General features: G+C 65.1%; 20 protein-coding genes. 7 read left to right on the top strand and 13 right to left on the bottom strand.

Going from position 1 to position 22,182, the window contains the following annotated elements:
- Positions 1-21: 21 nt before the first annotated feature.
- Positions 22-5,505: a GH36-type glycosyl hydrolase domain-containing protein gene (locus tag QMG80_RS11815; protein WP_085773845.1), complete on the bottom strand. Its 5,484-nt coding sequence runs from the start codon at positions 5,503-5,505 to the stop codon at positions 22-24.
- A 317-nt stretch (positions 5,506-5,822) separates the two neighbouring features.
- Between QMG80_RS11815 and QMG80_RS11810 the strand changes: the two genes are divergently transcribed.
- A complete protein-coding gene (locus tag QMG80_RS11810) occupies positions 5,823-6,518 on the top strand; it encodes a hypothetical protein (RefSeq protein WP_085772992.1) in 696 nt (231 codons plus the stop codon).
- 23 nt (positions 6,519-6,541) lie between these two features.
- On the opposite strand, the gene QMG80_RS11805 is transcribed toward QMG80_RS11810, so the two are convergent.
- A complete protein-coding gene (locus QMG80_RS11805; RefSeq protein ID WP_085772991.1) occupies positions 6,542-7,438 on the bottom strand; it encodes a metallophosphoesterase family protein in 897 nt (298 codons plus the stop codon).
- Between the two features lie 13 nt (positions 7,439-7,451).
- The gene (gene mbfA, locus QMG80_RS11800; RefSeq protein ID WP_085772990.1) at positions 7,452-8,423 is read right to left on the bottom strand and encodes an iron exporter MbfA; all 972 of its coding nucleotides are present in this window, start codon (positions 8,421-8,423) and stop codon (positions 7,452-7,454) included.
- A gap of 435 nt (positions 8,424-8,858) precedes the next feature.
- Between mbfA and QMG80_RS11795 the strand changes: the two genes are divergently transcribed.
- The 5 genes from QMG80_RS11795 to polA all read left to right on the top strand — a co-directional run bounded on the left by QMG80_RS11795 (position 8,859) and on the right by polA (position 15,133).
- Positions 8,859-9,335, top strand: a complete 477-nt coding sequence (locus tag QMG80_RS11795; protein WP_199768991.1) for an NUDIX domain-containing protein — start codon at positions 8,859-8,861, stop codon at positions 9,333-9,335.
- A gap of 300 nt (positions 9,336-9,635) precedes the next feature.
- Positions 9,636-10,304, top strand: a complete 669-nt coding sequence (locus QMG80_RS11790; RefSeq protein WP_158658862.1) for a hypothetical protein — start codon at positions 9,636-9,638, stop codon at positions 10,302-10,304.
- 175 nt (positions 10,305-10,479) lie between these two features.
- Positions 10,480-10,974, top strand: a complete 495-nt coding sequence (locus tag QMG80_RS11785) for a GNAT family N-acetyltransferase (protein ID WP_085773842.1) — start codon at positions 10,480-10,482, stop codon at positions 10,972-10,974.
- Between the two features lie 25 nt (positions 10,975-10,999).
- Positions 11,000-12,142: a cell division protein ZapE gene (zapE, locus tag QMG80_RS11780; RefSeq protein ID WP_245299983.1), complete on the top strand. Its 1,143-nt coding sequence runs from the start codon at positions 11,000-11,002 to the stop codon at positions 12,140-12,142.
- Positions 12,143-15,133 (top strand): DNA polymerase I, encoded by a 2,991-nt coding sequence (gene polA, locus QMG80_RS11775; RefSeq protein WP_085772988.1) that lies wholly within the window; start codon positions 12,143-12,145, stop codon positions 15,131-15,133. It begins immediately after the preceding gene.
- Positions 15,134-15,137: 4 nt separating this feature from the next.
- On the opposite strand, the gene QMG80_RS11770 is transcribed toward polA, so the two are convergent.
- From QMG80_RS11770 to QMG80_RS11730, 9 genes are all read right to left on the bottom strand, one after another.
- Complete coding sequence (locus tag QMG80_RS11770) at positions 15,138-15,545, bottom strand: hypothetical protein (protein WP_085772987.1); 408 nt, start codon at positions 15,543-15,545, stop codon at positions 15,138-15,140.
- Entirely contained in the window at positions 15,538-15,783 is a 246-nt protein-coding gene (locus QMG80_RS11765; RefSeq protein ID WP_085772986.1) for a type II toxin-antitoxin system Phd/YefM family antitoxin, read from the bottom strand. The genes QMG80_RS11770 and QMG80_RS11765 overlap by 8 nt, the downstream gene beginning before the upstream one ends.
- 179 nt (positions 15,784-15,962) lie before the next feature.
- Positions 15,963-16,277, bottom strand: a complete 315-nt coding sequence (locus tag QMG80_RS11760) for a HigA family addiction module antitoxin (RefSeq protein WP_085772985.1) — start codon at positions 16,275-16,277, stop codon at positions 15,963-15,965.
- Positions 16,249-16,533 (bottom strand): type II toxin-antitoxin system RelE/ParE family toxin, encoded by a 285-nt coding sequence (locus QMG80_RS11755; protein ID WP_085772984.1) that lies wholly within the window; start codon positions 16,531-16,533, stop codon positions 16,249-16,251. The genes QMG80_RS11760 and QMG80_RS11755 overlap by 29 nt, the downstream gene beginning before the upstream one ends.
- Before the next feature lie 49 nt (positions 16,534-16,582).
- Positions 16,583-17,365 (bottom strand): anti-sigma factor family protein, encoded by a 783-nt coding sequence (locus QMG80_RS11750; protein ID WP_085772983.1) that lies wholly within the window; start codon positions 17,363-17,365, stop codon positions 16,583-16,585.
- Positions 17,362-17,895 carry a sigma-70 family RNA polymerase sigma factor gene (locus QMG80_RS11745; RefSeq protein ID WP_085772982.1) on the bottom strand — a complete coding sequence of 178 codons (534 nt, stop codon included), beginning with the start codon at positions 17,893-17,895 and terminating at the stop codon, positions 17,362-17,364. Before QMG80_RS11745 ends, QMG80_RS11750 begins: the two co-directional genes overlap by 4 nt.
- A gap of 19 nt (positions 17,896-17,914) precedes the next feature.
- Positions 17,915-18,241 carry a cupredoxin domain-containing protein gene (locus QMG80_RS11740; protein ID WP_085772981.1) on the bottom strand — a complete coding sequence of 109 codons (327 nt, stop codon included), beginning with the start codon at positions 18,239-18,241 and terminating at the stop codon, positions 17,915-17,917.
- A gap of 15 nt (positions 18,242-18,256) precedes the next feature.
- Positions 18,257-19,189 carry a metallophosphoesterase family protein gene (locus tag QMG80_RS11735; RefSeq protein WP_085772980.1) on the bottom strand — a complete coding sequence of 311 codons (933 nt, stop codon included), beginning with the start codon at positions 19,187-19,189 and terminating at the stop codon, positions 18,257-18,259.
- An 84-nt stretch (positions 19,190-19,273) separates the two neighbouring features.
- Positions 19,274-20,083, bottom strand: coding sequence for a protein-disulfide reductase DsbD domain-containing protein (locus QMG80_RS11730; RefSeq protein WP_245299982.1), 810 nt, complete (start codon positions 20,081-20,083; stop codon positions 19,274-19,276).
- Positions 20,084-20,259: 176 nt separating this feature from the next.
- On the opposite strand from QMG80_RS11730, the gene QMG80_RS11725 reads away from it, so the two are divergent.
- Positions 20,260-21,018 (top strand): YqgE/AlgH family protein, encoded by a 759-nt coding sequence (locus QMG80_RS11725; protein ID WP_085772979.1) that lies wholly within the window; start codon positions 20,260-20,262, stop codon positions 21,016-21,018.
- Between the two features lie 167 nt (positions 21,019-21,185).
- Here QMG80_RS11725 and QMG80_RS11720 read toward each other — a convergent pair whose 3' ends face one another.
- Positions 21,186-21,938 carry a P-loop NTPase family protein gene (locus QMG80_RS11720; RefSeq protein WP_085773840.1) on the bottom strand — a complete coding sequence of 251 codons (753 nt, stop codon included), beginning with the start codon at positions 21,936-21,938 and terminating at the stop codon, positions 21,186-21,188.
- Positions 21,939-22,182: the final 244 nt, after the last annotated feature.

Raw genomic sequence — 22,182 nt, 5'->3', positions numbered from 1 at the left:
TCGCCGCGCGAATTTTTTCTATCACCCTCCCTCGGGGCCGAAGGTCTTTCCGTTCCAAACCACGCTTTTCAGCTGAAGATCGCCTTTTAACTCAAAGGCGTCGGGCCGCAGCGTAAGTTCGCCGTTCGTAAACTCGATCCCGAGCAGCGCCCAAGCCGCCGAGATCATGCGTGCAGCCGAGCCCGTATACCAGGACCAACCGCCGCGCCCGTTATAGCCTTCGCCCTCATAGACATCGGCAGGCTGCTGGTGCGGCGTGAGGCCGAAGACGTCCGCGGCGGCGAGCGTCTCGAATTTCGAGAGCGGCGAGATCGCCACCCAGCTTTGCGCGGCCTTAGCGAAGAGCGCGCGCGCGGCGGCCGCGTCGCCCTGCTCCTTGGCTTGCGCGCCAAGTTTCGCCAAGGCGTCGACAAACCAGGAGACCCCGTGGGAATACTGGCCGCCATTTTCGCGCACGCCGGGGGGATAATCGGCGCTGCGCCCGGGATAGGGATTGGAGTGCTCGCTATAGGCCGGGCTGACGAGTAGGATCCGATCGGGCCGCGCGAGAACCTCGAGCGCGCGTTCGAGGCATTCGCGGCCGCGCGCCGTCTCCACCGCGCCCGAAAGGACTGGCCAGGAGGCGGTCATCGCGCTCATCGGCGTGATTTCCCGCCCATCGTCGGCGAAAGCGCGCACATAGCGGTCGCCGCGCCAGCAGTTTTCCAACGCCTCGCGCAGCTTCTCGGCGCGCTCGCGATAACGGGCGGCGCGCTTCGCATCGCCGCGCGCCTCGAAAAAGGGCCCCGTCTCCAGGAGAATGCCGTGCAGGAAGAAGCCCATCCACACGCTTTCGCCGCGCCCCCCGGCGCCGACGCGGTCCATGCCGTCGTCCCAGTCGCCGGTTCCCATGAGGGGAAGGCCATGGGCGCCGAACCGGTCCAATGTGTAATCGATGGCCCGAGCGCAATGGCTGAGAAGAGAATCCTTGTCGCGCGAGGCGAGCGGGACCGTCGCCTCCCCTTCCTGTGTCGGCGGCACGGGCGGCGCCTCGAGGAAAGGCTCGACGCTGTCGAGGATCGCCCAGTCCCCGCTTCCCTTGACGTAGCGCGCCGTGACGTAGGGCAGCCACAAATGCGGGTCGCAGGCGTGGGTGCGATCGGCGAGCCCGGTGCCCCCGTTCGGCGCCCGATGCCACCATTTTGCCGCGTCGCCCTCGAGATATTGATGGCGCGCATGCAGCAGGATCTGCTCCCTGGCGCGCTCGGGAGCGAGCAGGATCAGCGGGATCACATCCTGTAGCTGGTCGCGGTAGCCCGTCGCGCCGGAGCGCTGCGCGGGCCCCGTGCGTCCCCAGAGACGCGCCGCCAGCAATTGGTAAGGCAGCCAATCGTTGATGAGGCGATCGAACTCGGGTCGGTTGGTTTCGACCCGCAGCACCGAAGTCGTCTCGAGCCAGCCTGCCCGGGTCTCGGCGAGACATTTTCGCGCGAATTCCGGGTCGCGCGCGAGCTTGGCGATCGCGGCGGCCTGCTCGCGAGAGCCGGTCTGACCGTGAGCGAGGACGATGAGCGCTTCCGCGCCTCCCGCGAGGTCGATCGTGCCGACGAAGGAGGCGACCTTGCGCTCATGCTCCGGCGCGCCGGCGTCCGGATGGCCGTGCTCGACCATGTACGGCAAGGCTGGGTTGCGGGCCTCATGGCCCAGGAAGCGTCGCCGCGAGGTCTCAGCGAATTCGGCGTCGAGTGAGGTCGAGACGAAGGCCCACCCCTGCACGAAATCGTTTCGGGGATTGCGGAAGTAAAGGGCTTTGAGATCCTCGTCCCTCGACGCCTCCACCTTGCCCAGCGTCTCGCTCGGCGTTTCGCCAAGCACGATCTCGAGCATCGGCGCGATCTGCAGGAGCCGCTCGTGGTCCGCGCCGTTTTTGATGCGCAGGAGCTTGAACTCGATTGGCGCCGACTTCGCGCAGAAGACCGTCAGCTCCAGGCTCAATTCGTCGCGTTCCGAGCGAAAAATGGCGACGCCCGGTTCGTAACGCACTTCGTAGCGCGCGTCGCGCCGGCGCAGCGGCGTGAAGGTCGGCGTGAAAAGATCCTTGCGCGCCAGGTCGAAGACGTAGATCGCCTGCCCCGCCGGCGCCATGCGCCCCTCGCCCATCCTATAGGGCGTGAGGCTGTTCAAGCGCGAGTTGCCGCAGAAGGAGAAGATCTCGCCGTCGTTCGTCAGCACGGCGCCGACGCCGAGCGCATTGGCGATCACATGCGAGAAGGGCCGCGGCGTGTCTTGCGCAACCGTGAGGCTGCGGCCGTCCGCTGCGAAGGCGAAACGCGGCTCCTTGGGCGGTTCCGGCGGCAACAGATTGCGCCGGCGCGACAGCGCGCGATCGAGGAGTTCCGGCGTGGCGGGGGCGACGCCCAGAAGGCGCGCCACTGTCTCGGTGGCCACGCCCATGTTCCTCGCCCAGCCGTCGAGGATGACGAACTCGACGGCGCCAGACGCCGGCAGCTCGATCTCGAAGCTCAAGCTCGCGATCGGCTCGAAGCCATAGAGCAGGCCTTCGTCCTCGGGGGCTCGCGGCGACGGGCCAAGTCCCACGAGGCTGTCGGGCGCGCCGGTCGGTCCAAATCCATAAAAGCGCGACTTCACGTCCTCGTAGCCGAGAAGCCTCACGCGCGCGCCCGGCGCCGGGCTGATCGCGTGAAAGCCGATCTCAGGCGACAGGCGCCGATCGGCATGACGGCGCGCGCCGCCCTTCAGCAGCCTGTTCTGCGCGAAGACGGCGTTGAGCGATTTGACGAACCAGGTGCCGACATGGAGCGCATTATAGGCGGCGTCGCGCATTTCGACGCCCGTCTCGTTCAGCACCCATTCGCGCAGTGAGGAGAGCAAGATTTTGCGGGGCCGCGCCTCGCAGTTGACGATGCGCAGCCGCGTCGACTCGACGGGCTCGTTGGCGAACAGCGATACGCGCGCCTCGATTTCAAGCCCCTCCTGCAACGTCCTGAACACGAGGCCGTTCTCGCCCTCGCGCTCGAGCGTGACATTGGCCTTGGCGGGGCCCGTCGAGCCGTCGCGACAGGTGGGCGCCGAGCCCAAGGACCAGAGCACGCAATTCTCCTCGCGGAGGAAGAGGAAGCGCCCGCGTGGATGCGCGTGGTCGTCAGGGCGACGGGTCAGGTCGATGGGCGGTCCGCCACGCGTTATGCCCTCGATGCGCGCGCAGCCCTGCCCGTCCTCGAACCACTCGCTCGTGATCAGCCCATTGGTGAGCTGCAGCGGGCTCGATCCGGGCGCGCCGCCCGGACCCGTCACGCCGGGGATGACGAATTTTCCCGCGCGCGAGAGCTGCGCGAGCAGAAAGATGATCAATGCGAGCGCCAGAACGCCGACATAGATGAGATAGCCGCTCAGCAGATAGAGGTAAGACGGCGGACGCAGATTGGTCATCTGCTCCGCGGCGCTCCAGGCCTTGTCCCACTCGGCGCCGCGCGGGATGTAGAAGGGCAGGAGCAAGGGCGCCCAGGTGCCGAAGCGGCGGATGCCCTCCGGAATGGCGCGGCTGATCTGCGCTTTGCCGAGGAAACGCGCCGCCTGCTCGTCGGCGATGTCGCCGCCGACGAAGGAAAGATTGACGAGCGTCGCGACGCGCAGCCCCATGTGATCGAACCAGATCAGCACGCGTAGCGCGTCGAAGGCGAGGAGGGCCGTGAAGACGTCGAGACTCCATTGCCGGAAATCGTTCGGCTGCAAGGAGTCCGACATCCAGCTCGCGACGAAGGTGCGCACGAGCCCGTCCTGATTGTACCAAGTTGGATCGCCCGAAGCCTTCAGGAAGGAGTAGATGACCGGCGCCATCCACAGTCCCCAGCGCAGCACGCGCACGGCGTTCTCGACGAGCAGATCGAGCCCCTCGAGGCTGGCGAGCTGGCGCAGAGGCCGCAGGCTTCGCTGCAGCAGCGCGGTCAGGAAGAAGAGATTGATCGAGAAAAGCGGCGCTGCGAAGACCCATTGGATCACGCCGGAAAGCGACTCGTCGTAGAAGACCCGCACGCCCCCGTCGGCAAGCCCCAGATCCGTCGCGCCCCATTTCGAGAAGAGCGGCCGGATGATGTAAGGATTCACCGGACGCCCGTCGCCCGGGTAGTCGAGCGAGACATAGGCGTAGAACTTGTTGAGGATCACCTCGATCTGACCTTGATCGAGGTACCAGGCGATCGCCCCCGCAACGAGCCCGCCGAGCAATGCGCCCAGTGTGTAGACTCGCCAGCTGCGCAAATGCTGACGGCGCTCGCGCCACAGCTCATGCGCGTCGAAGGCGGCGTCGACTCCTGCGAAGGCCAGCGCGCCGACGACGCAACCGAAGACGAAACGATCGGAGCCCGCCGCCTGCGGGAGCGCGACGGCGAGCGCGACGCCGGCCCCTGCGCCCGCAACAAGGCCGCGCGCGAAATTGGTGCGGCGCTGGTAGGCCTGCAGCAGCCGGCCGAAAAATGGGGGCGTCGAGTCCGTGCTTTCGAGGATTGCGCGCGCGAGCGGAAAAAGCGCCGCGCCAAGAAGAGCCCCAAAAATGGGCGGCGCGGCGACAATGAGCGCAACCAACGGCTTCAGGCTCAGAAGGAGATGCGCCGCAAGCACTAGCCCCATGAAAACGAGGCCGTAGACGAAGCCCTTCATCGCGCCGTTCTTCCAGTCGCCGAAGACGATCACGGCGAGCGACGGGGTGCCGCCGAGGAGTCCCGCGAGCGACTGGGTGACGAGATAGGTCTCGCCCCAAAGGCCCGCCTGCGCGAGCGCGGCGGCGAGCGTCGCGCCGACGTCGGAGAGGGGCGAAGGCAGGTTGGGGGCAATGAAGAGCGACACCGAGCTCGCCACATAAGGCGTGAGCGCTGCGAGCGCGGCCGAGAAGAACAGGACGAGATGAGGACGCCATTCGCGCGGCAGGAAACGTCCGAGCGCCAGCGGCGCGCCCACGACCACAGCCTCATTCAAAAGGAAGAGAATATAGACTCGCCCGACGAAAGCGGCGAACGGCGTCGGAACGTCGAGCTTCAGCAGGAAAAGCGATCCGATCTGCGCTTCCGCGGGCGACCCGATCGCGACAATCAGGCAGAACAGGAAAGGCAAAGCGAAAAGCGCCAGGCGAATCGCCCAGGGCGCGCGTCCCGCGAGAATTCCTACCGCGGCGCCGTAGAGAAATGTCGATGCGCCCGCCCCCACGGCCGTCATATGGAAGAGGCTCGGGAGATTTTGCGGCGCGCTCCACAGCGCGAGAGCGGGATCGATCAGTGACGAGAAGATGACGACGGCAAGGAAGTCGACCGCCGCATAGGCGAGCCTCACGGAAATGGGGCGGTCTCGGCCTCGAAGCAACAGCAGGGCGAGGGCCGCCGCGAGGCCCGCGAGGGCAGCGTGGCCGCCGCCCCGGGCAGCCTCGAAGGCCGCCGTCGCCGCGAGGGCGGCGCCGATGGCGGCGCGTTCGAAATTGCGAAGTCTGGCTCTCGTTTCGACGGACGATACCGACATCGCTTTCCTTTGTCTCAGATGTTCTCCCAGCGAAAGAATCTTCGCCGAAGTCCCGCCGCCGGGCCATTGGCCTCCTTGCCGCATGTCCGAGCAAAAGTCGAGGCGTGTCGCTTAGGGCTTTTCACGGAAAAATGCGAAGCCGTCCTCCCACCAGGACATGCGCTAACTTCTTGATATGGAGCTTAGTCCTTTCGATCGCGCGATTCCGCGCGATGGGCGCGCGCGCTCATGCGGCCGCCCGGGCGCCCCTTCGCACAAGCCGTGGAACGGTTTATAGTCGCGATGAACCGAATGCCCGCTTGAGGAGTCGTCATAGCATGGCGCCCATGAACGCCGCAGGCGACACCGCGCTGCCGCAAGCCGAAGCCAAGCGGTGCGAAGCATCGAACACGACATCGGCTGCAGGCCCCGCGGCGGAGCCGCGTGTCGCCAACCTCTCGGCCGCGCTGCGCCGCGCGCGGCTCGACAACGCGAGCCGCTCGGAGGCGCTCTCGGACATAAGGGGCGCCGAGATCGTCAGGCTCGAGGTCCTTCGCGACGCGATCGGCCCCGTGTTGGATCAGCTCCCCGACGACTGCGATCTCTTCGACGTCGCGATCGCGCCTTCCGAACGTCCCCGCCTCTTCATCGACCAGCTCGGCTTCGTCGAGATTGGGCTCGACCGGCGCGTCTACCGCTTTCTGCAGGACACGCGTCACGGCCGCATACAGGTCTGCGAGAGCGAGAAGGCGGAGGTGATGGTCGAAGCCGTCACCGCCTATATCGCGCACCGCCTGATCGAGCGCGAAAAGGCGCTGGCCTGTGATTTCGCGAGCGGCGCGACCGCCGCGGAGGCCGCGCGCGCCGCAGCGATGGGCGCCGAGGCCGAAGCCCCAGCCCCGAACGCCGAAGGCCAGGCGGCCCAGGGCGGCCGCGCCATGAGGACCTATCTCTTCCTCTGGGAGGCGATCGGCGCGATCGTCGCCTTCGGCCTGCTGGCAATGCTCGGCCGATGGTTTTTATTGCACGGCTGAGAACTTGGGCTTCGCTTAAGCGTCTAGGCCGAAACGAGCGCGGAATCCTGCAGCCCGCCAAGCTCCACGATCTCCTCGCCCGTTTCGCTTATGCCCCTCGTCCGGACCTGGATGCTTATCCGATCGCCGTCCCGCGCAATTTCATAGAGGTGATAGGCGGCTGCAGGGTAATGCGAGCCCTGACGCGCCGAGGCGGAAGCGACGCCGACCACGGGAGCCCGGCCTTGCGGTCCCGGCAGGAAGTGCAGGCTCTGGGCATGGTTATGGCCATGCAGAACAAGCTCCGCGCCCTGGCGGGCGATCGCCGCCTCGAAGCTTTCCGCGTCCTCGAGCCCTCGCAACGGCCGGGCGCCGCCGCAATGGGGCGGATGATGAATCATCACGACGCGCGCGAGGCCTTCGCGCTTCGTCATCTCAAGGAGGGATTCGAGCCGCGCGCATTGCTCGGCGCCGAGCCGGCCGGAGGCGACGAAGGGGGCCGTCGGCACGCCGGAGGTCAGCCCGATCAAAGCCACGCCGGACCTGCGCCGCAGATAGGGAAAGCCCGAGACGCCATCGTCGCCGGTCGTCCAGGGCGCGAAGGTCTCCTCGAGCAAGGGCATCGCGCCCGGGACATAGGCGTCGTGATTGCCCGGCGAAAAGCTCACGTGGCTGGGGCTCCCGAGTCCGGCGAGCCATTGGCGCGCCGCCGCAATCTCGGCGGGCAGGCCGATGTTGACGACGTCGCCCGTCATTGCGACGTGGTCCGGCCTCTGCGCGAGAAGGTCTTCGACGAGCCGCGCGAGCAGGCCCATGTCGTGAAGGCGCGAGCGCTTGTGCAGCCAATTGGCGTAGCCCGTCGCGCGTTTGCCCATGAGCTCGCGAAGCTTCGGCCGGGGAATCGGCCCGATGTGGGCGTCGGAGAGGTGGGCGAGAAGCAAGGCGCTTTCCTCCTCAGGCGGCGCCGATCAGCACGCCGGCGGCTAGCACGATGAGCCCGCCGAAGACGATCTGGAAGACGGCCTGCAGGAAGGGCGTGTCCATGTAGCGCGCTCGTACATAAGCGATCGCCCAGAGCTCGAGAAGCACGACGAAAGCCGAGATGCCCGTCGCAATGCGGAAGTGGTCCTCGACGGTGTCCGGGACAAGATAGGGCAAGGTGTGTCCAAGCCCGCCCAGCGCCGTCATCAGGCCACAGACGGCGCCGCGCAGATAGGGCGAGCCCCGGCCGGTAAGCGACCCATCGTCGGAAAGGGCCTCGGCGAAGCCCATGCTGATTCCCGCCCCGATCGCGGCGGCGAGGCCGACGAGGAAGGTCTTCTCATTGTTCTGCGTCGCGAAGGCCGCGGCGAAAAGCGGCGCGAGCGTCGAGACCGAGCCGTCCATCAAGCCGGCCAGGCCCGGCTGAACATATTGCAGCACGAAGACGCGGCTGCGTGTCCTCTCCTCCTCGGAGAGCGCGCCTTCGGTCAGCGTCGCGGCGGCGATTCGCTCGGCGACGACCTCATGGCCTTGCTCCATCGCCGCAAGATCGCCGAGGAGCTTTCTCGCTCCCACGTCGGTCGTGCGGTCGCGCGCCTTCTCGTAGAAGCGGCGGCTCTCATATTCCATGATCTCCGCCTGCTTTCGGATCGTGTCGAGCGGCAGATTCTTCGTCAGCCACACAGGGCGGCGACGCAAAAAACCTTTTACGTCCTCGCGCCGGATCGGCGGCAGATGCGGACCGAAGCGCTTTTCATATTGCTCGAGCAGAAGATGCCGATGCTTGCTTTCCTCGCCCGACATGCGCTCGAATACCCGGGCCGAGGCGGGGTAGCGTTCGGCCAGATCCTCGGCGAAGCTCATATAGATCCGCCCGTCTTCCTCCTCGGAGGTGATGGCGAGCGCCAGAATTTCGCGTTCGGTCAGTTCCGAGAAAGCTTTCAAGAGGGTTCTCCGCGCTAGAACGTTTTTGCGCCCGGCAGACTTTCGCGATCGAAATTCGCTCCCACCTCCGGGTCTGATGCGACTTCAGAGCATTCCGAACGCGACGGTTCGAGGGAAGAGCCTGTGACGGCTGTTCTAGAGCCTCGCGGCGGCTTTTGCCATAGACTCGAACGTGGCCGAGCGCGGCGGGTCGACAGGACGTTTTCGGCGATCGCCCTGCTCCAAATCAAAAACTTGGAGCCTACCCTGACTGGAAAACCGCTTCGCGCTTTTCCGGAACATGCTCTAGATCACGCTGCGTTCAGGCGGAAACGCCTGAACGCAGAGGACGTGATCGATTCTAAAAGTTTAGAGCGCGATTTGTGTGAAAAACCGGTTTCCACTTTTTCGCATCGCGCTCTAGGCTGACGGTCGCCCGAAGCGACGAGAGACGCCATGCCGAAACCGCCCCGACCACGCGCGCATCTCAGCACGCAAATTCTCACCCGCCTCGCGCTCGTGACGCGGCCGATGACGCTCGGCGTGCGCGCGCTCGTCGTCGACGATCAGACGCGCGTGCTGCTGGTGCGTCACACCTATGTGCCAGGCTACTTCCTGCCTGGGGGCGGCGTCGAAGGCGGCGAGACGATGGAGGCGGCCATGCGGCGCGAGCTCGTCGAGGAGACGAACGTCGAGGCCGAAGGGCCACTGACGCTGCATGGAATCTACCTAAACCGTGCGGCCTCGAAGCGCGACCATGTCGCGCTCTATGTGACGCGCGACTTCCGACAGATCGGGCCGCACGTCCCGGACCGCGAGATCGCCGAAGCCGGCTTCTTCTCCATCGACGCCTTGCCAGCGACGACGACGCTCGGGACGCGGGCGCGCATCGCCGAGGTGCTGACGGGAGCCGCGATGTCTGCCTATTGGTAAGCGCAGCGACCCCAAGCGGCGGCTTCGGCGCGATGAGCTGAAACCTCTTGCTTGCACGCTTCTCAGACCAGCTGAGTAGAGTCTCTAAGAATAGATACGTACGTTTCTGAGTTACGTACGCATATGCGCGTACGGTTGCGCCAAATCCACAGATGGCCAATATTTTACTCTCGGGCGATAGCCAGGTTTACATACTTTGTACTGCGGAAGATTATTTCCCGGCGATGCTCTAGCCGATCCAGGCGGTGGCGGCCGTCGCTTGTCCAAGGGGCAGCTCTCTTTCGAGTCGGGAGAAACAACATGAGACTTAGTAAGTTGGCGGCTATCGCCGCTGCAATCGGAGCGGTTAGCCTCGCCTTTGGCGCGGGGCCAGCGCGCGCCGACAACATCGTCTTCAATCAGTGGTACGCTGCCGGGTTCTTTGACCCCGCGCCGTCGGCTCTCACGAGCCCCGGGCCGGCTTTCGGCTCGCTCATCAACGGGCCGGTGCTGCCTGGCGGCTTCGCCGACGCGATCACAGCGCCGGCGGGGACCAGCTGGACCATCACCACGACCAGCGGCGGAACTCTCACCGTGACCGACGTCGAGCGGACCGGCGACCAGTTCCAGCTCTTCGACAATGGCGTCGCGATGAACGTCGCGGCGAGCCCGTTCACCGCGGCCGGCCAGAACCCGGGACAGACGGCCCTGCCAGGCGGTTTCACGTCCATTCCGACTCCGAACGTTAATTTCGACGGTGGGGACATCAATGTATCGCTGGGCGACCCGAACATGAGCTCGGGCGCCTTCGCCCTGCAACCGGGCGTCAACGTCATCACCGGCACGTGGCTCGAGGCCGGCAATCAGGGCTCGGGCGATTTTGCGTTCATAGCGGAAGCGGCGACGGCCCCCGGCCCCGCGCCTGGAGCGGGCCTGCTCGGTCTCGCGACTCTTCTCCTCTATGCTCGCGCTCGCGCCCTTCGCGGCTAACGGGCCAAAAACTAACAGCCGCCGCCCATCCGGGCTGCGGTTTTTCTTCACGGCGTTGCCTGGAGGGCGCGCTCACCTGCCCCCTCTCCTGTTCGGCCAGGGAGCCCCCCGTCCGGACCCGCAGGCGATCTCGAGCCCGCTTTCGGCGCCGCCGCGCCCATGCTACCTCGCCCGCATGGACCTCGCCCTGCGTTTCTCGCCGCTCGTTCCCGAGGACGAAGCCGCCGTCGAAAAGCTCGACGAGCGCGCCTTCGGACCGGGGCGCTTCGCCCGCACCGCCTATCGGCTGCGCGAGGACGTCGCCCCCGACTACGCGCTCTCCTTCGTCGCTCGCGTCGGCACGCTGCTCGTCGGCGCCAACCGCATGACGCCGATTCTCGTCGGCTCGACGCCGGCGCTGCTGCTCGGGCCGCTCACCGTCGAGCCCGCCTTCCGCTCGCAAGGGGTCGGCGAGGCGCTGATGAAGCTCTCGCTCGACGCTGCGCGCGCCTCGGGCCAAGGCCTCGTGCTGCTCGTCGGCGACGAGGAATATTACGCCCGCGTCGGCTTCGCCCGGGCGCCCCTGGGGAAGATCACAATGCCCGGCCCGGTCGACCCCAAACGGCTTCTGTATTTTGAATTGCGCGAGGGCGCTCTGGCTGCGACAAGCGGACGGATGCGCCGGCTGTGAAGTGTCGTTTGAGTGAGAGGGGCCTTTGACCTCCCTGTTTCGGAAAGCCCCGCCGCTGCTCTCGGCGCGCTACGAGGCGCTCGTCGCCGAGGGCAGGATCGTGCGCGACGAAGCGCAGTGCGAGGCGATCGGCGCGCTCGACCGGCTGCTCGGCGAACTCGAGGCGCAGCGCCGCCCTCGCCTGCCCTGGGGGCTTGCCCGCAATGATCCGCCACGGGGCCTTTACCTCTGGGGAGACATCGGCCGCGGCAAGACGACGCTGATGGACCTCTTCTTCGAAGCGGCGCCGACACACCACAAGCGCCGCACGCATTTTCACGCCTTCATGACCGAAGTCCACGCGAGGCTCCATGCGAGCCGCCGGGCCGGAAACAGCGGCCCCGATCCCTTGTCGCGAGTCGCCGCGGCGCTCGCCCGCGAGACGAGGCTTCTTTGCTTCGACGAACTCGCGGTCTTCGACATCGCCGACGCCACGATCCTGGCGAGGCTCTTCGCGGCGCTCATCGCCGCCGGAGTTGTCATCGTCGCGACGTCGAATGCGGAGCCGCAGCGGCTCTATGAGGGCGGACGCAATCGCGATCTCTTCCTGCCCTTCATCGACCTCGTGGAAAGGCGCATGGAGATTGTGCGTCTCGATGCGCAGGAAGATTTTCGGCTCGGCAAGCTCCGAGCGGAGCAAGTCTTCTTTCTCATTCACGACGCGGAAGAGGCCTCCCGAGCCCGTGCGGCCTTCGACGCCGCGCCCTATGAGAAGACCGCGATCGCCGTCGGCGCAAGGCGCCTGAAGATCGCGCGCGCCAACGGCAAGACGGCGCGATTCGACTTCGGGGAAATTTGCGGACGGCCGCTCGGCGCCGCGGACTATCTCGCGATCGCCGCGGCCTTCGACACGGTGATCGTCAGCGACGTCCCGCGCATGAACTATGAGCGCCGCAACGAAGCGCGCCGCTTCATCACGCTTGTCGACATTCTTTACGACGCCAAGGCGAAGCTCCTCCTGAGCGCCGAGGCCGAACCCGCCAAGCTCTATGACGCCGAAGACGGCTCGGAGGTCTGGGACATTCGCCGCGCGGCGTCCCGCCTCTCAGAGATGCGCTCCCAGGATTATCTCGACGCCTGGGAGGCTCGCCGTCACGAGCCCGAGACAACAATCGATCGCGAGCCATAAATGAGCTTCTCCCACGCAGAACTCGGACCGAATTCCCGCGTCTTTCTCGTCGACGGCTCGTCCTTCGTCTTTCGCGCCTATTTTCAATCGATCCGGCAGGACGCCAAATACAACTATCGTTCCGATAGATTGCCGACCGGCGCCGTGCGGCTCTTCTGCGCCAAGATCCTGCAGTTCCTGCGCGACGGGGCGGCGGGCGAGACCCCCACGCATCTCGCCATCATCTTCGACAAATCCGAAAACTCCTTCCGCAAGGAAATCTATCCCGAATACAAGGCGCACCGGCCCGATCCGCCCGAGGATCTCGTGCCGCAATTTCCGCTGATGCGCGACGCCGTGCGCGCCTTTGGTCTCAAGCCCATCGAGCAGGACCGTTACGAGGCTGACGATCTCATCGCCACTTATGCGCGACTCGCGCGCGAGAAAGGCGCGCAAGTGCTGATCGTCTCCGCCGACAAGGATCTGATGCAGCTCATCGGCGAAGGCGTCTCCATGTATGATCCGGCCTCTGGCGTCGCCGGCAAGTTCGGCGGGCGCGAGGAGCGATTCATCGGCGAGGGCGAGGTGCGCGACTATTTCGGCGTCGCGCCGGATAAGGTCGTCGACGTGCAAGCGCTCGCCGGCGACTCGACGGATAATGTCCCGGGCGCCAAGGGCATCGGCGTGAAGACCGCCGCGCAGCTCATCGGCGAATATGGCGATCTCGACACGCTGCTCGCGCGCGCGGGCGAGATCAAGCAGCCGAAGCGCCGTGAGGCGCTGACCGAGCCGCGCAACGTCGAGTTGATCCGCATCTCGAAAAAGCTCGTCGAGCTCGTGCGCGACGTGGATATCGAAATCCCGCTCGAGGATCTTGGCGTTCACGATCCCGATCCGCAAAAACTCGTGGCCTTTCTGCTTGCGATGGAGTTCACGACGATCACGCGGCGCGTCGGCGAGCTTTACGGCGTCGACCCGTCGAAGATTGATCCGGACCCGGCGTTCCTGGGCGCGAGCGGCTGGCGGGGACGCAACGGCGAGGTCGCCCTCTTGGCGCCGCCGCCCCCTGCCCCGACACCCCTACCCGGCCCGCGAGAGGCATCGGAGCTGACGCCGCAGGCATTCGCGGCTGCGCGCGCGAAACTCGCGCTGGCGGCGCCCATCGACCGCAGCCGCTATGAGACCGTGCAAAGCCTCGAGCGGCTCGACCAATGGATCGCCGACGCCTATGACGCCGGCCTCGTCGCGTTCGACACCGAGACGACCTCGCTCGATCCGATGACCTGCCATCTCGTCGGCGTCTCGCTCGCGCTGCCGGGCGGACGCGCCTGCTACATTCCGCTCGGGCATCGCGCCGGGCCGGATGATCTCTTCGGCGGCGCCGAGCTCATCGCAGGCCAGATCTCCATGCATGACGCGATCGCGCGTCTGAAGCCCTTGCTCGAAGCCCCGGGCGTGCTCAAGATCGCCCAAAACATGAAATATGATCTCACTGTGCTCGGCGGCTGCGGCGTCGCCGTCGCGCCGATCGAAGACACGATGCTGATCTCCTATGCGCTGGACTCCGGCCGCAACAATCACGGCCTCGACGAGCTTGCGCAAAAGCATCTTGGGCACAAGAACATCGCTTTCGGCGAGGTCGCCGGGACAGGAAAGAGTTTCGTCGGCTTCGCGCGCGTGGCGATCGACAAGGCGACAGAATACGCGGCCGAGGACGCCGACGTATGTTTGAGATTGTGGCGCGTCTTAAAGCCTCGACTTGCGGCCGAGGGCGCGACGACGGTCTATGAGACATTGGAACGGCCGATGGTCGCGACGCTGCACGCGATGGAAACGCGCGGCGTTTCGATCGACCGCGTGATTCTCGCAAGGCTGTCGAGCGAGTTCGCGCAGACCATGGCGCGGCTCGAGGATGAAATTTATGAAGCCGCCGGCGAGCGTTTCAATCTCGGCTCGCCCAAGCAGCTCGGGGACATCTTATTTGGCAAGATGGGCCTGCCCGGCGCGAAAAAGACCGCGACCGGGCAATGGTCGACCTCGGCCTCGGTGCTGGAAGATCTCGCCGAAGACGGAAACAGCTTTGCGCGATTGATCCTGGAGTGGCGCCAGCTCGCCAAGCTCAAATCCACTTACGCCGACTCGCTGCCGGGTTTCGTCAATGCGACAACGGGGCGCGTGCACACCTCTTTCGCGCTCGCCGCCACGAGCACGGGGCGGCTCTCCTCCTCCGACCCGAATTTGCAAAACATCCCCGTCAGAAACGAGATCGGCCGGAAAATCCGCGCCGCCTTCGTGGCGCCGCCGGAGCGCGTGCTGATCTCCGCCGATTACTCGCAGATCGAGCTGCGGTTGCTCGCGCATGTCGCCGACATTCCGCAGTTGAAAAAGGCCTTCGCGGATGGCCTCGACATTCACGCGATGACGGCCTCTGAGATGTTCGGCGTGCCGATCGAAGGCATGCCGTCCGAGGTGCGGCGCCGCGCCAAGGCGATCAATTTCGGCATTATCTACGGCATCTCCGCCTTTGGCCTCGCCAATCAGCTCGGCATTCCGCGCGAGGAGGCGGCGCTCTACATCAGGACCTATTTCGAACGTTTCCCCGGTATTCGCGACTACATGGACGCGATGAAGAAGACCGTGCGCGAGAAGGGCGTGGTCACGACGATTTTTGGGCGCAAATGCCATTTCCCGCGCATCGGCTCCGCCAACGCCTCTGAGCGCGCCTTCTTCGAACGCCAGGCGATCAACGCGCCGATTCAGGGCGCTGCGGCCGACATCATCCGTCGCGCGATGGTTCGCATGGACGCGGCGCTGCTGTCAGAAGGGCTTTCGGCGCAGATGCTGCTGCAGGTGCATGACGAATTGGTGTTCGAGGCGCCGGAAGCGGAAGCGGAGAAGACGATCGAAGTCGTCAAGCGCGTGATGGTCGAGGCGCCTCTACCCGCCGTCGCTCTCGCCGCGCCGCTGAAGGTCGACGCGCGCGCGGCGCGCAACTGGGACGAGGCGCATTGAGGGATCAACGCCGGTTTACTGCACGATGCCGCCTCGCTTTTATGGCTTCGACGGCCGCTTCGCGGATGCGTTGCACGAATGTCCTGCCGAATGCGCCCAGAGGCTCGGCCGACGCAAGGCAGTCCGTCGTCTCGAGATCATCCTCATTCCATTCGTCAACGACGATCCACGCCGGCAACGCCAACCCTACGCGCCGGGCTTCCGTCTGCGGAATCTCCAGCGCGCAAGTCTCAGGGCGAGGCGGCTGACTTGTAATCGGAAACAGCAGGCACTTCCGCTGTTTTCCGCCTGTCCCAACAATGATTTGGACGCAGACAGGGCGGCTTTTGCGTCCTGACTCTTCACCGCGACCGCTCTCACGCGCCCAAAGATAGTTATAACGAATGACAAGTCCGGAGACGGGCTTAATCATTCACTTCGTCGATCGGGGCCGAGAGCGCTGCTATGTAATGATTGGCTTCGTCAGGCGATAGATCGTCGACATGCACGACACGGTGTGCGCTTCGCCCTTTTATCCTGTCGTAGTCCTCGGCGGTAAGCAGTACGAATTTCCGCTTCCCGCGACTGGTGATGTCAACGGGACCACGGAACGCGGCTTCGGTGACCTCGCCGGATTTGTTGCTGAGATCGGTCAGAGAGTAAGTGGGCATGCGGTAGACTCACTGTTTTTTGGGTATTTAGCTAATTTAGCTAATCGTAGCAAGGGAAGCCTAATGCGCGGGCTGGGTCGATGTCGAAGCGCCGGTCGCGGCGATGGAGCAGGTCGCGGGCGAAGGGGACAATGCACCACTTCCCCGTCCGCCTTGTTCGCCAAACGCTCTGGCCCGAGTCACGCGGCCCGCGGCTCGATCGCCTCGAGCTCGCGCCCGATCTGCCGGCGTCGCTCCATCAGATCATAATCGGCCTGTAGGCCGAGAAAGAACCCCTCGGAAAGGCCGAAATAGCGGGCGAGGCGCAAATCCGTGTCGGCGGTGACCGCGCGCTTGCCGAGCACGATCTCGTTGATGCGGCGCGGGGGCACATGCAAGGCCCGAGCGAGCGCGCTCTGGCTCAGCCCCATCGGCTTCAGAAATTCCTCGGCGAGGATTTCTCCGGGCGTCGGGTTCTCCAGAAGATCAGTCATGGTAGTCGACGATTGCGACACGAGACGCTCCTCCCTCGCTCCAAACGAAACAGATACGCCACTGGGCGTTGATCCTGATTGAATGTTCTCCCGCACGATCGCCTTTGAGCGGTTCGAGCCGATTGCCGGGTGGAACGCGAAGATCATCGAGCACGCGCGCCTGATTGAGAAGACGAAGCTTGCGCAACGCGCCAGATTGAATGTCAGACGGAAGCCGGCGACTTCGGCGGCCCGACCAGATCAACTCCGTCTCAGCGTCGGCAAAGCTCCTGATCATGAGTCGATATAACGCCTAACGTTATGAGGATCAAGTGGGCAGCGCAACCTCAGCGCGAATCCTTCCCCCCGCTCTTCTCCGACGCCGTCGCCTTGCGGAAGAGCTCGGCGAAGAGCGCGAGCTCGGAGGGCGAGAGATCCGAGACGGCGACATAGCTGCGATCGGCGTCGCTCCAGGCTTGCGACGAATAGCCGTGCAACCCTTCCCGCCCACTGGGAAGCCTCTCTAATGGAAGCTCGGTCAAAGCGATAACATGCTGGCGGCGGCTGTAGACGAGCGTCGGCGCCGGAGCGCCGGCGACGATGTCGACGCGTGCGCCGACAAGCGGAAAGCCCTCGCTCGCAAGGTCGACGACGGCAGTTGAAACGGGAAGCTTGCGCGCGAGCCAGGGCTTCACGACGTGCCTGTCGCTGGCGGCCACATCGACCGGCTGATCGGCGATCTGTCCGCGCCGATAGGCGGCGACGAGCGACTCGAGCCTAGGGTTGGTTTCGCTGGAAGACATCCACAGGCGATCGAGTCCGACGCCCAGCGCAAGCGCCGCAGCGAGCGCCGGGACAAAAAGGCGCGACCAGGCGGCTTCCCGTCGCCGCGGCGCCGGCGCGCGAGGGACGTCCGCCGCCAAGGCCGCCATGCGCTCGCGAAGGCTAGCGGGCGCGCTCTCGAGCTCCACCGTCTCGCGCAGCGTCCGACGCAGCGCCACGATCGCCGCATAGCGCGCCGCGAACTCGGGCTCGCATGCGAGCCTCTTCTCCAGCGCGAGCGCGCTGGCCGCGTCGAGCTCGCCGTCGGCCAGCGCATTGATGAGCAGCGCGTCCTGTTCCTCGGTCATGACCTTGGTCCCAATGTCGCGAGCAGCAATGCACGCGCCCGCGCCAGACGCGACATCACCGTGCCGATGGGCGCGCCGGTCGCCTCCGCGATCTCGCGATAAGAGAGGCCGTTAATCTCGCGCATGACCAGGGTCTCCTTGAAGAGGAGCGGCAAGGCGTCGATCGCAGCCGCGACGCCCTCGCGATCCGCTTTGGCGATGAGCGCTTCCTCTGGCGTCGGCGCCCCCAGCTCCTGCAGGTCAATCTGCTGCGCGCGCACCTCCTCCTCGCCGCCTGACAAAACGAGAACATGCGGCCGGTTCTTGGCGAGCCAAGTGAAGGCTGTGTTGCGAATGATCGCGAGCACCCAGGCGCGCGGGTTCTCGATCAGCGCGCCATCGAGAGCCTTCAGCGCGCGGAGGCAGGCTTCCTGCACAACGTCTTCGGCGTCAGTCGCGCTGCCGGTCAGCCAACGCGCCAGCGAATAGGCGTCGTCGAGATGCGGCAGCACGTTCTGGGTAAAGCGCCGCCGCGCCGCCTCGCTGGTCACGTGTCACCATCACGGCTGGTCAGGGCGTCACCTGGATCTCGCCCTTCATCTGTGGATGCAGGCCGCAAAAATAGACGAACTTGCCTGGCTTGTCGAAGAGGTGAACGTAGCTGTCGTCCGTATCGAGCGCTCTCGACCGAGCGTTGCCGTCTGCGAGCACGACATTGTGCGGAATGTCGTCGTGATTGACGAAACGCACGGACGTCCCGGCCTTCACCGTCGTCACGGCGGGCGTGAAAGCGAAATTGTCGATGGCGATCGTCGTCTCTTCCGCCTTGGCCGCGCCCGCGGCAAGCAAGGTCAGAGCGCTCACGAGGTAAAGGAGCTGTAACGCGAAGCGGGTCATGACGGTGTTCTCCCTTCAGCCGGCGAGCGAGGAATCGACGATGGCGAGGGACGCTTGCCCGCGCTTCAACGCCACATTGGTGACGCCGAGCAGGCTATGCAGCTCGCCGGCGGGGACGAGCTTCGGGCCGGGCGACGGCGCGGTTCCTGGCGCAGGCTGCGGAAAGGCTGTCGAACGCGCCGTGTGAAACGTCACATTGCCCTCAACCTTCTGCATGAGCTGGTGAATATGGCCGTTGAGGACCGTGACCGACCCAAATCGCGCCAAGAGCTTCAGCGCTTCCGCCGCGTCTTGCGTTCCCCAGCCCCACTCGGGCGCGATCGTCCACAGGGGAACATGTGCAAAGACGACGACGGGCGTCGACGCGAGTTTGCCGCGAAGATCGTCGGCGAGCCAGGCGAGCTGCTCGGCTCCGAGATTCCCCATCCCGCCCGCCTTCAGGTCGAAGACGTTGTTGAGGCCGACGAAATGCGCGCCGCCGTGATCGAACGAGAACCAGCCTTTGCCCTTCGAGCCCTTGCCGTAGCGGTCGAGGAAGGCCTGTCCGTTGTTCTCGTCGATGATGTCGTGCTCGCCTGGCACATAATGCACGTCGAGCTTGGCGCGCGCGATGCGCTGCTCCGCGTCGTCGAATTGCTGCGGCTTGGAAAGATGCGTGATGTCGCCCGTATGGATCATGAAGGCTGGCTTCGTCGGAAGCGCGCCGATCTTGGCGATGGCTTCCTCCAGCGTGCCGAGCGCATTGGGGTTGGCCGGCTTGTCGAAGCCGACATGGCTGTCGGAAATCTGCACGAAGGAAAAGCCGGCCGCGGCGGCTTGCGCGCCGCCGACAAGCTTTGCTCCGGGAACGCCGCCCGAGAGCGTCCACACAAGCCCCGTCCCGCCCCAGGCCATGCATTCAAGCGCGTGCCGGCGGTCGACGCCATTGCCCTTCTGATTGCTGCTCATCATCTCCTCCTGTCGCCGGATCGAGACCGGCAGAGAGGAGACTCGGGAGAGGTCGGCTTTATTCCCCGAGAAATGAGCTTTCGATCATTGCAGCACGATTGGCGCTTCCCATGCGCCTTGATCGGTGACGATTGTCAGCGTCGCGGTCAAAGACTCCTTTGGGGCGGTCCGGGCGCCGGTCGCCGAATAGAGCGTCAGCGCAAAGCCCTCGCCCGAACGCTCGGATTCGAGCGTGAAAGTGTCTGCGACCTCGCAAAAAACGTCCAGCACCGCGCCCTTGCCGCGATAATCGAGACGCCAGCCGCCCGGCTCGCCCTCGCGGCGCAGCGCCAGCAAGTCGCGCGCTGCGGCCGCCTCGAGGCGTTTGGGCACGCTTTCCGCGAGCGCGCGGGCGATTTCCGCCGCATGAGGAGAGGTCGCGCCGGGGCTGAGCAGCAGGTTCAAATGCGCGCGGACGGGCAAGCATATTTTCTCGCAGGCCGCGTAATCGAGCTTCAAATCGAGCTTCACTGGAGCCTTGGGGTCGCGCGGGGTCACGCGCAGCGGGAAGACCGCCCTGGACTCATAGCCGGCGACGACGCCGCTGGCCTCCTTTATGTGTTTTGGGACGGGAAAAAGCGTCTCGACGCTCGCCAGATTTTCGGAAGCCGAAAAATCGAGCGTGGGCGCGACGCCAGCTTGACCGGGCGCTCGCCAATAGGTCACCGCCTTCGGAGCAAGAGCGATCTCCACCGCGGCAAGCCGCACGCCGTCGGGCTCGGCGGCTCCGGCGAGAAGGCGCGCCGATGACAATCGTCCGACCGAAGGGTCGGAAGCGAAAGGCTCGGCGGCGGCCGGCAGGCAAGAAAAGACGACCGCAAGCAGGAGGAACGGCGTCGCCCGCAATTTGTGCATTCTTCTTTGCTCCGGAGGTGTTGTAGCGACGGTCGAGCCTCTTGCTCGAAGGCAGGTCGTCGTCATGCGGCGCTCTCTGTGAAAACCGTCGGCGGTTCTCTCAAAAATTCCGCTTGTTTGGCGAGGGGCCAACTTCGCGCCTTGTCGACGGGGCGCGGCGGGCGTAGCATTAGTCTATGAAACCGACTCGTGACAAGCAACCCGCGTCAAGGGACAATGGCCGAGAAGAGGCTCGGCAGAGCGACGAAGACCGCGACAGCGGCGTCGATCCGGAGGCGGCTGCCCCGCCCCCGCGCAAAAAGGGCGGCGCCAGAAAAGCCCGCGCTGCCTCGGGGCGCTTTTCCCAAACCGCGCAGAGATCTTTCCTCGACGGACAATTGCTGGTCGCCATGCCCGGCATGTCGGATGAGCGCTTCGCGCGAGCGGTGATCTACATGTGCGCGCATTCTGCGGAAGGCGCAATGGGCATCATGTTGAACCGTCCTTCGAGCGTGCGCAATTTTCCGGAGCTGCTCGAGCAATTGCGGGTGATCGACTCCGCCGAGCGGATCAGCCTGCCCCGGGCCGCGCGCGACGTGCAGGTGCTCTCGGGCGGACCCGTGCAGACCGACCGCGGCTTCGTGCTGCATACAGGCGATTTCTTCATCGACAATTCGACGCTCAAAATCAACGACGCCGTGTCGCTGACGGCGACGATCGACATTTTGCGCGCGATCGCCACTGGGCAAGGGCCGGATCAAGCGCTTCTGGCGCTCGGCTGCGCCGGCTGGGACGCTGGCCAGCTCGAAAACGAGATTCAGCTCAACGGCTGGCTGCATTGCCCGGCCGACCCGGCAATCCTCTTCGATCACGACCTCGACACAAAATATGTGCGTGCGCTGCGCTTGATCGGCGTCGATCTCGGGAAGCTCTCGCCGATCGCCGGACACGCATGACGACCCTCGAACCGTCGATCCGGGTGAATTATTGACGCGCCGCTGATCGCCGAGGCGACGAAGCTGCGCAAGCGGCAAGCGCGATCGCAAGCCGCACAGCGTCGGGCCGGACGTCTTCCGCACGCGCAGGATGAGCGGGAGCTGATTGTTGCTCGGTCCGCCCTCTCCTACCTTCCGAACCTCGCCGCTTTGACCGGGCGCGGCGCCACGGCGCCGAGAAGCTCCGCTCGATCGAACTCCACGGCGATCTTGTTCATCCAGGTGCGGACATAGCCGCGCAACACGAAAGAGTGGTTGGCGGGCTCGCCCTCGGCGTCCAGATTGGCGACATAAGAGGAGAAAGGCTCGCCCGCGAGCTCGACCTGCTCGTACGCCATTTCATCTAGCTTGGGGATCGTGATCTCTCCGGCGGTGTTGACCTTCTCGAAATATTTGCGATGCACCTGCGGATCCCATTCGAAGAAGGTCGTGTCGTTCACGTGGTTCTTGACGAGATAATAATGGGCGTTCTGCACATAGGGCGCGATCTGCTCGATCTCGTCGAGCGAGGAGAGAGACGGGCCGAGCACGTGGAAGACGAGGAAGTTGAACTCGCCGCTCGTCACCGCGTCGAGGAACCCCATGTTCTTCAACGCCTGCAGCGCTGTGGTGAAGCCGCCGGCGCGCAGATCGATGATCGAGACTTTAACCTCCGCGGTCTCCAACGTGTCGACGATCTTCATCTGGTCCGCCGTCGCGGTCAGATCGACGAGGGCGGTTTCTCTCGGATGGAAGCGTTGAAGCGCGCCCCGGGGGAACTCTGTGTCGAAGGCTCGGGTGAGCGTGTTGCGGGCGAGAAGATAGTCGAGCATCGCGCGGGCGACTGTTGTTTTGCCCACGCCTCCTTTGTCTGCGCCGATGAGAACGACTGAAGGTTTCACCTTCTCCTCCTTTTGCGGGACGCTCCGAGCCACGGGAACGGTCTGGGTAGAGCCTCGGCTCTTCGGGTTTCGGGCGCTGGACGGGGCGGCGGATCTTTTCGTTCGAGAAGGATTTCGTGGCATTGGCGCCCTCTTTGCCGTCTCCGCGCAGTCGCCGTTGGTTCGTGGAAAACTTCAAAACGGAACAGGAGCAGCCTAGACCCTTAGAGCGAATGTTTGGCGACACGCGGCGGGGAGTAACAAC

Source organism: Methylocystis bryophila, assembly GCF_027925445.1.
Taxonomy (GTDB): domain Bacteria; phylum Pseudomonadota; class Alphaproteobacteria; order Rhizobiales; family Beijerinckiaceae; genus Methylocystis; species Methylocystis bryophila.
Note: the sequence above shows the minus strand (reverse complement) of the source record. Positions and strands in the feature narration are given on the sequence as shown.

Coding starts and splice junctions, on each gene's coding strand:
- QMG80_RS11740 (WP_085772981.1), bottom strand. CDS start 18,241: ATGACCCGCTTCGCGTTACAGCTCCTTTACCTCGTGAGCGCTCTGACC.
- QMG80_RS11815 (WP_085773845.1), bottom strand. CDS start 5,505: ATGTCGGTATCGTCCGTCGAAACGAGAGCCAGACTTCGCAATTTCGAA.
- QMG80_RS11810 (WP_085772992.1), top strand. CDS start 5,823: ATGGCGCCCATGAACGCCGCAGGCGACACCGCGCTGCCGCAAGCCGAA.
- polA (WP_085772988.1), top strand. CDS start 12,143: ATGAGCTTCTCCCACGCAGAACTCGGACCGAATTCCCGCGTCTTTCTC.
- QMG80_RS11785 (WP_085773842.1), top strand. CDS start 10,480: ATGGACCTCGCCCTGCGTTTCTCGCCGCTCGTTCCCGAGGACGAAGCC.
- QMG80_RS11795 (WP_199768991.1), top strand. CDS start 8,859: ATGCCGAAACCGCCCCGACCACGCGCGCATCTCAGCACGCAAATTCTC.
- QMG80_RS11790 (WP_158658862.1), top strand. CDS start 9,636: ATGAGACTTAGTAAGTTGGCGGCTATCGCCGCTGCAATCGGAGCGGTT.
- QMG80_RS11765 (WP_085772986.1), bottom strand. CDS start 15,783: ATGCCCACTTACTCTCTGACCGATCTCAGCAACAAATCCGGCGAGGTC.
- QMG80_RS11770 (WP_085772987.1), bottom strand. CDS start 15,545: ATGATTAAGCCCGTCTCCGGACTTGTCATTCGTTATAACTATCTTTGG.
- QMG80_RS11750 (WP_085772983.1), bottom strand. CDS start 17,365: ATGACCGAGGAACAGGACGCGCTGCTCATCAATGCGCTGGCCGACGGC.
- QMG80_RS11730 (WP_245299982.1), bottom strand. CDS start 20,083: ATGCACAAATTGCGGGCGACGCCGTTCCTCCTGCTTGCGGTCGTCTTT.
- QMG80_RS11725 (WP_085772979.1), top strand. CDS start 20,260: ATGAAACCGACTCGTGACAAGCAACCCGCGTCAAGGGACAATGGCCGA.
- QMG80_RS11735 (WP_085772980.1), bottom strand. CDS start 19,189: ATGAGCAGCAATCAGAAGGGCAATGGCGTCGACCGCCGGCACGCGCTT.
- QMG80_RS11755 (WP_085772984.1), bottom strand. CDS start 16,533: ATGATCAGGAGCTTTGCCGACGCTGAGACGGAGTTGATCTGGTCGGGC.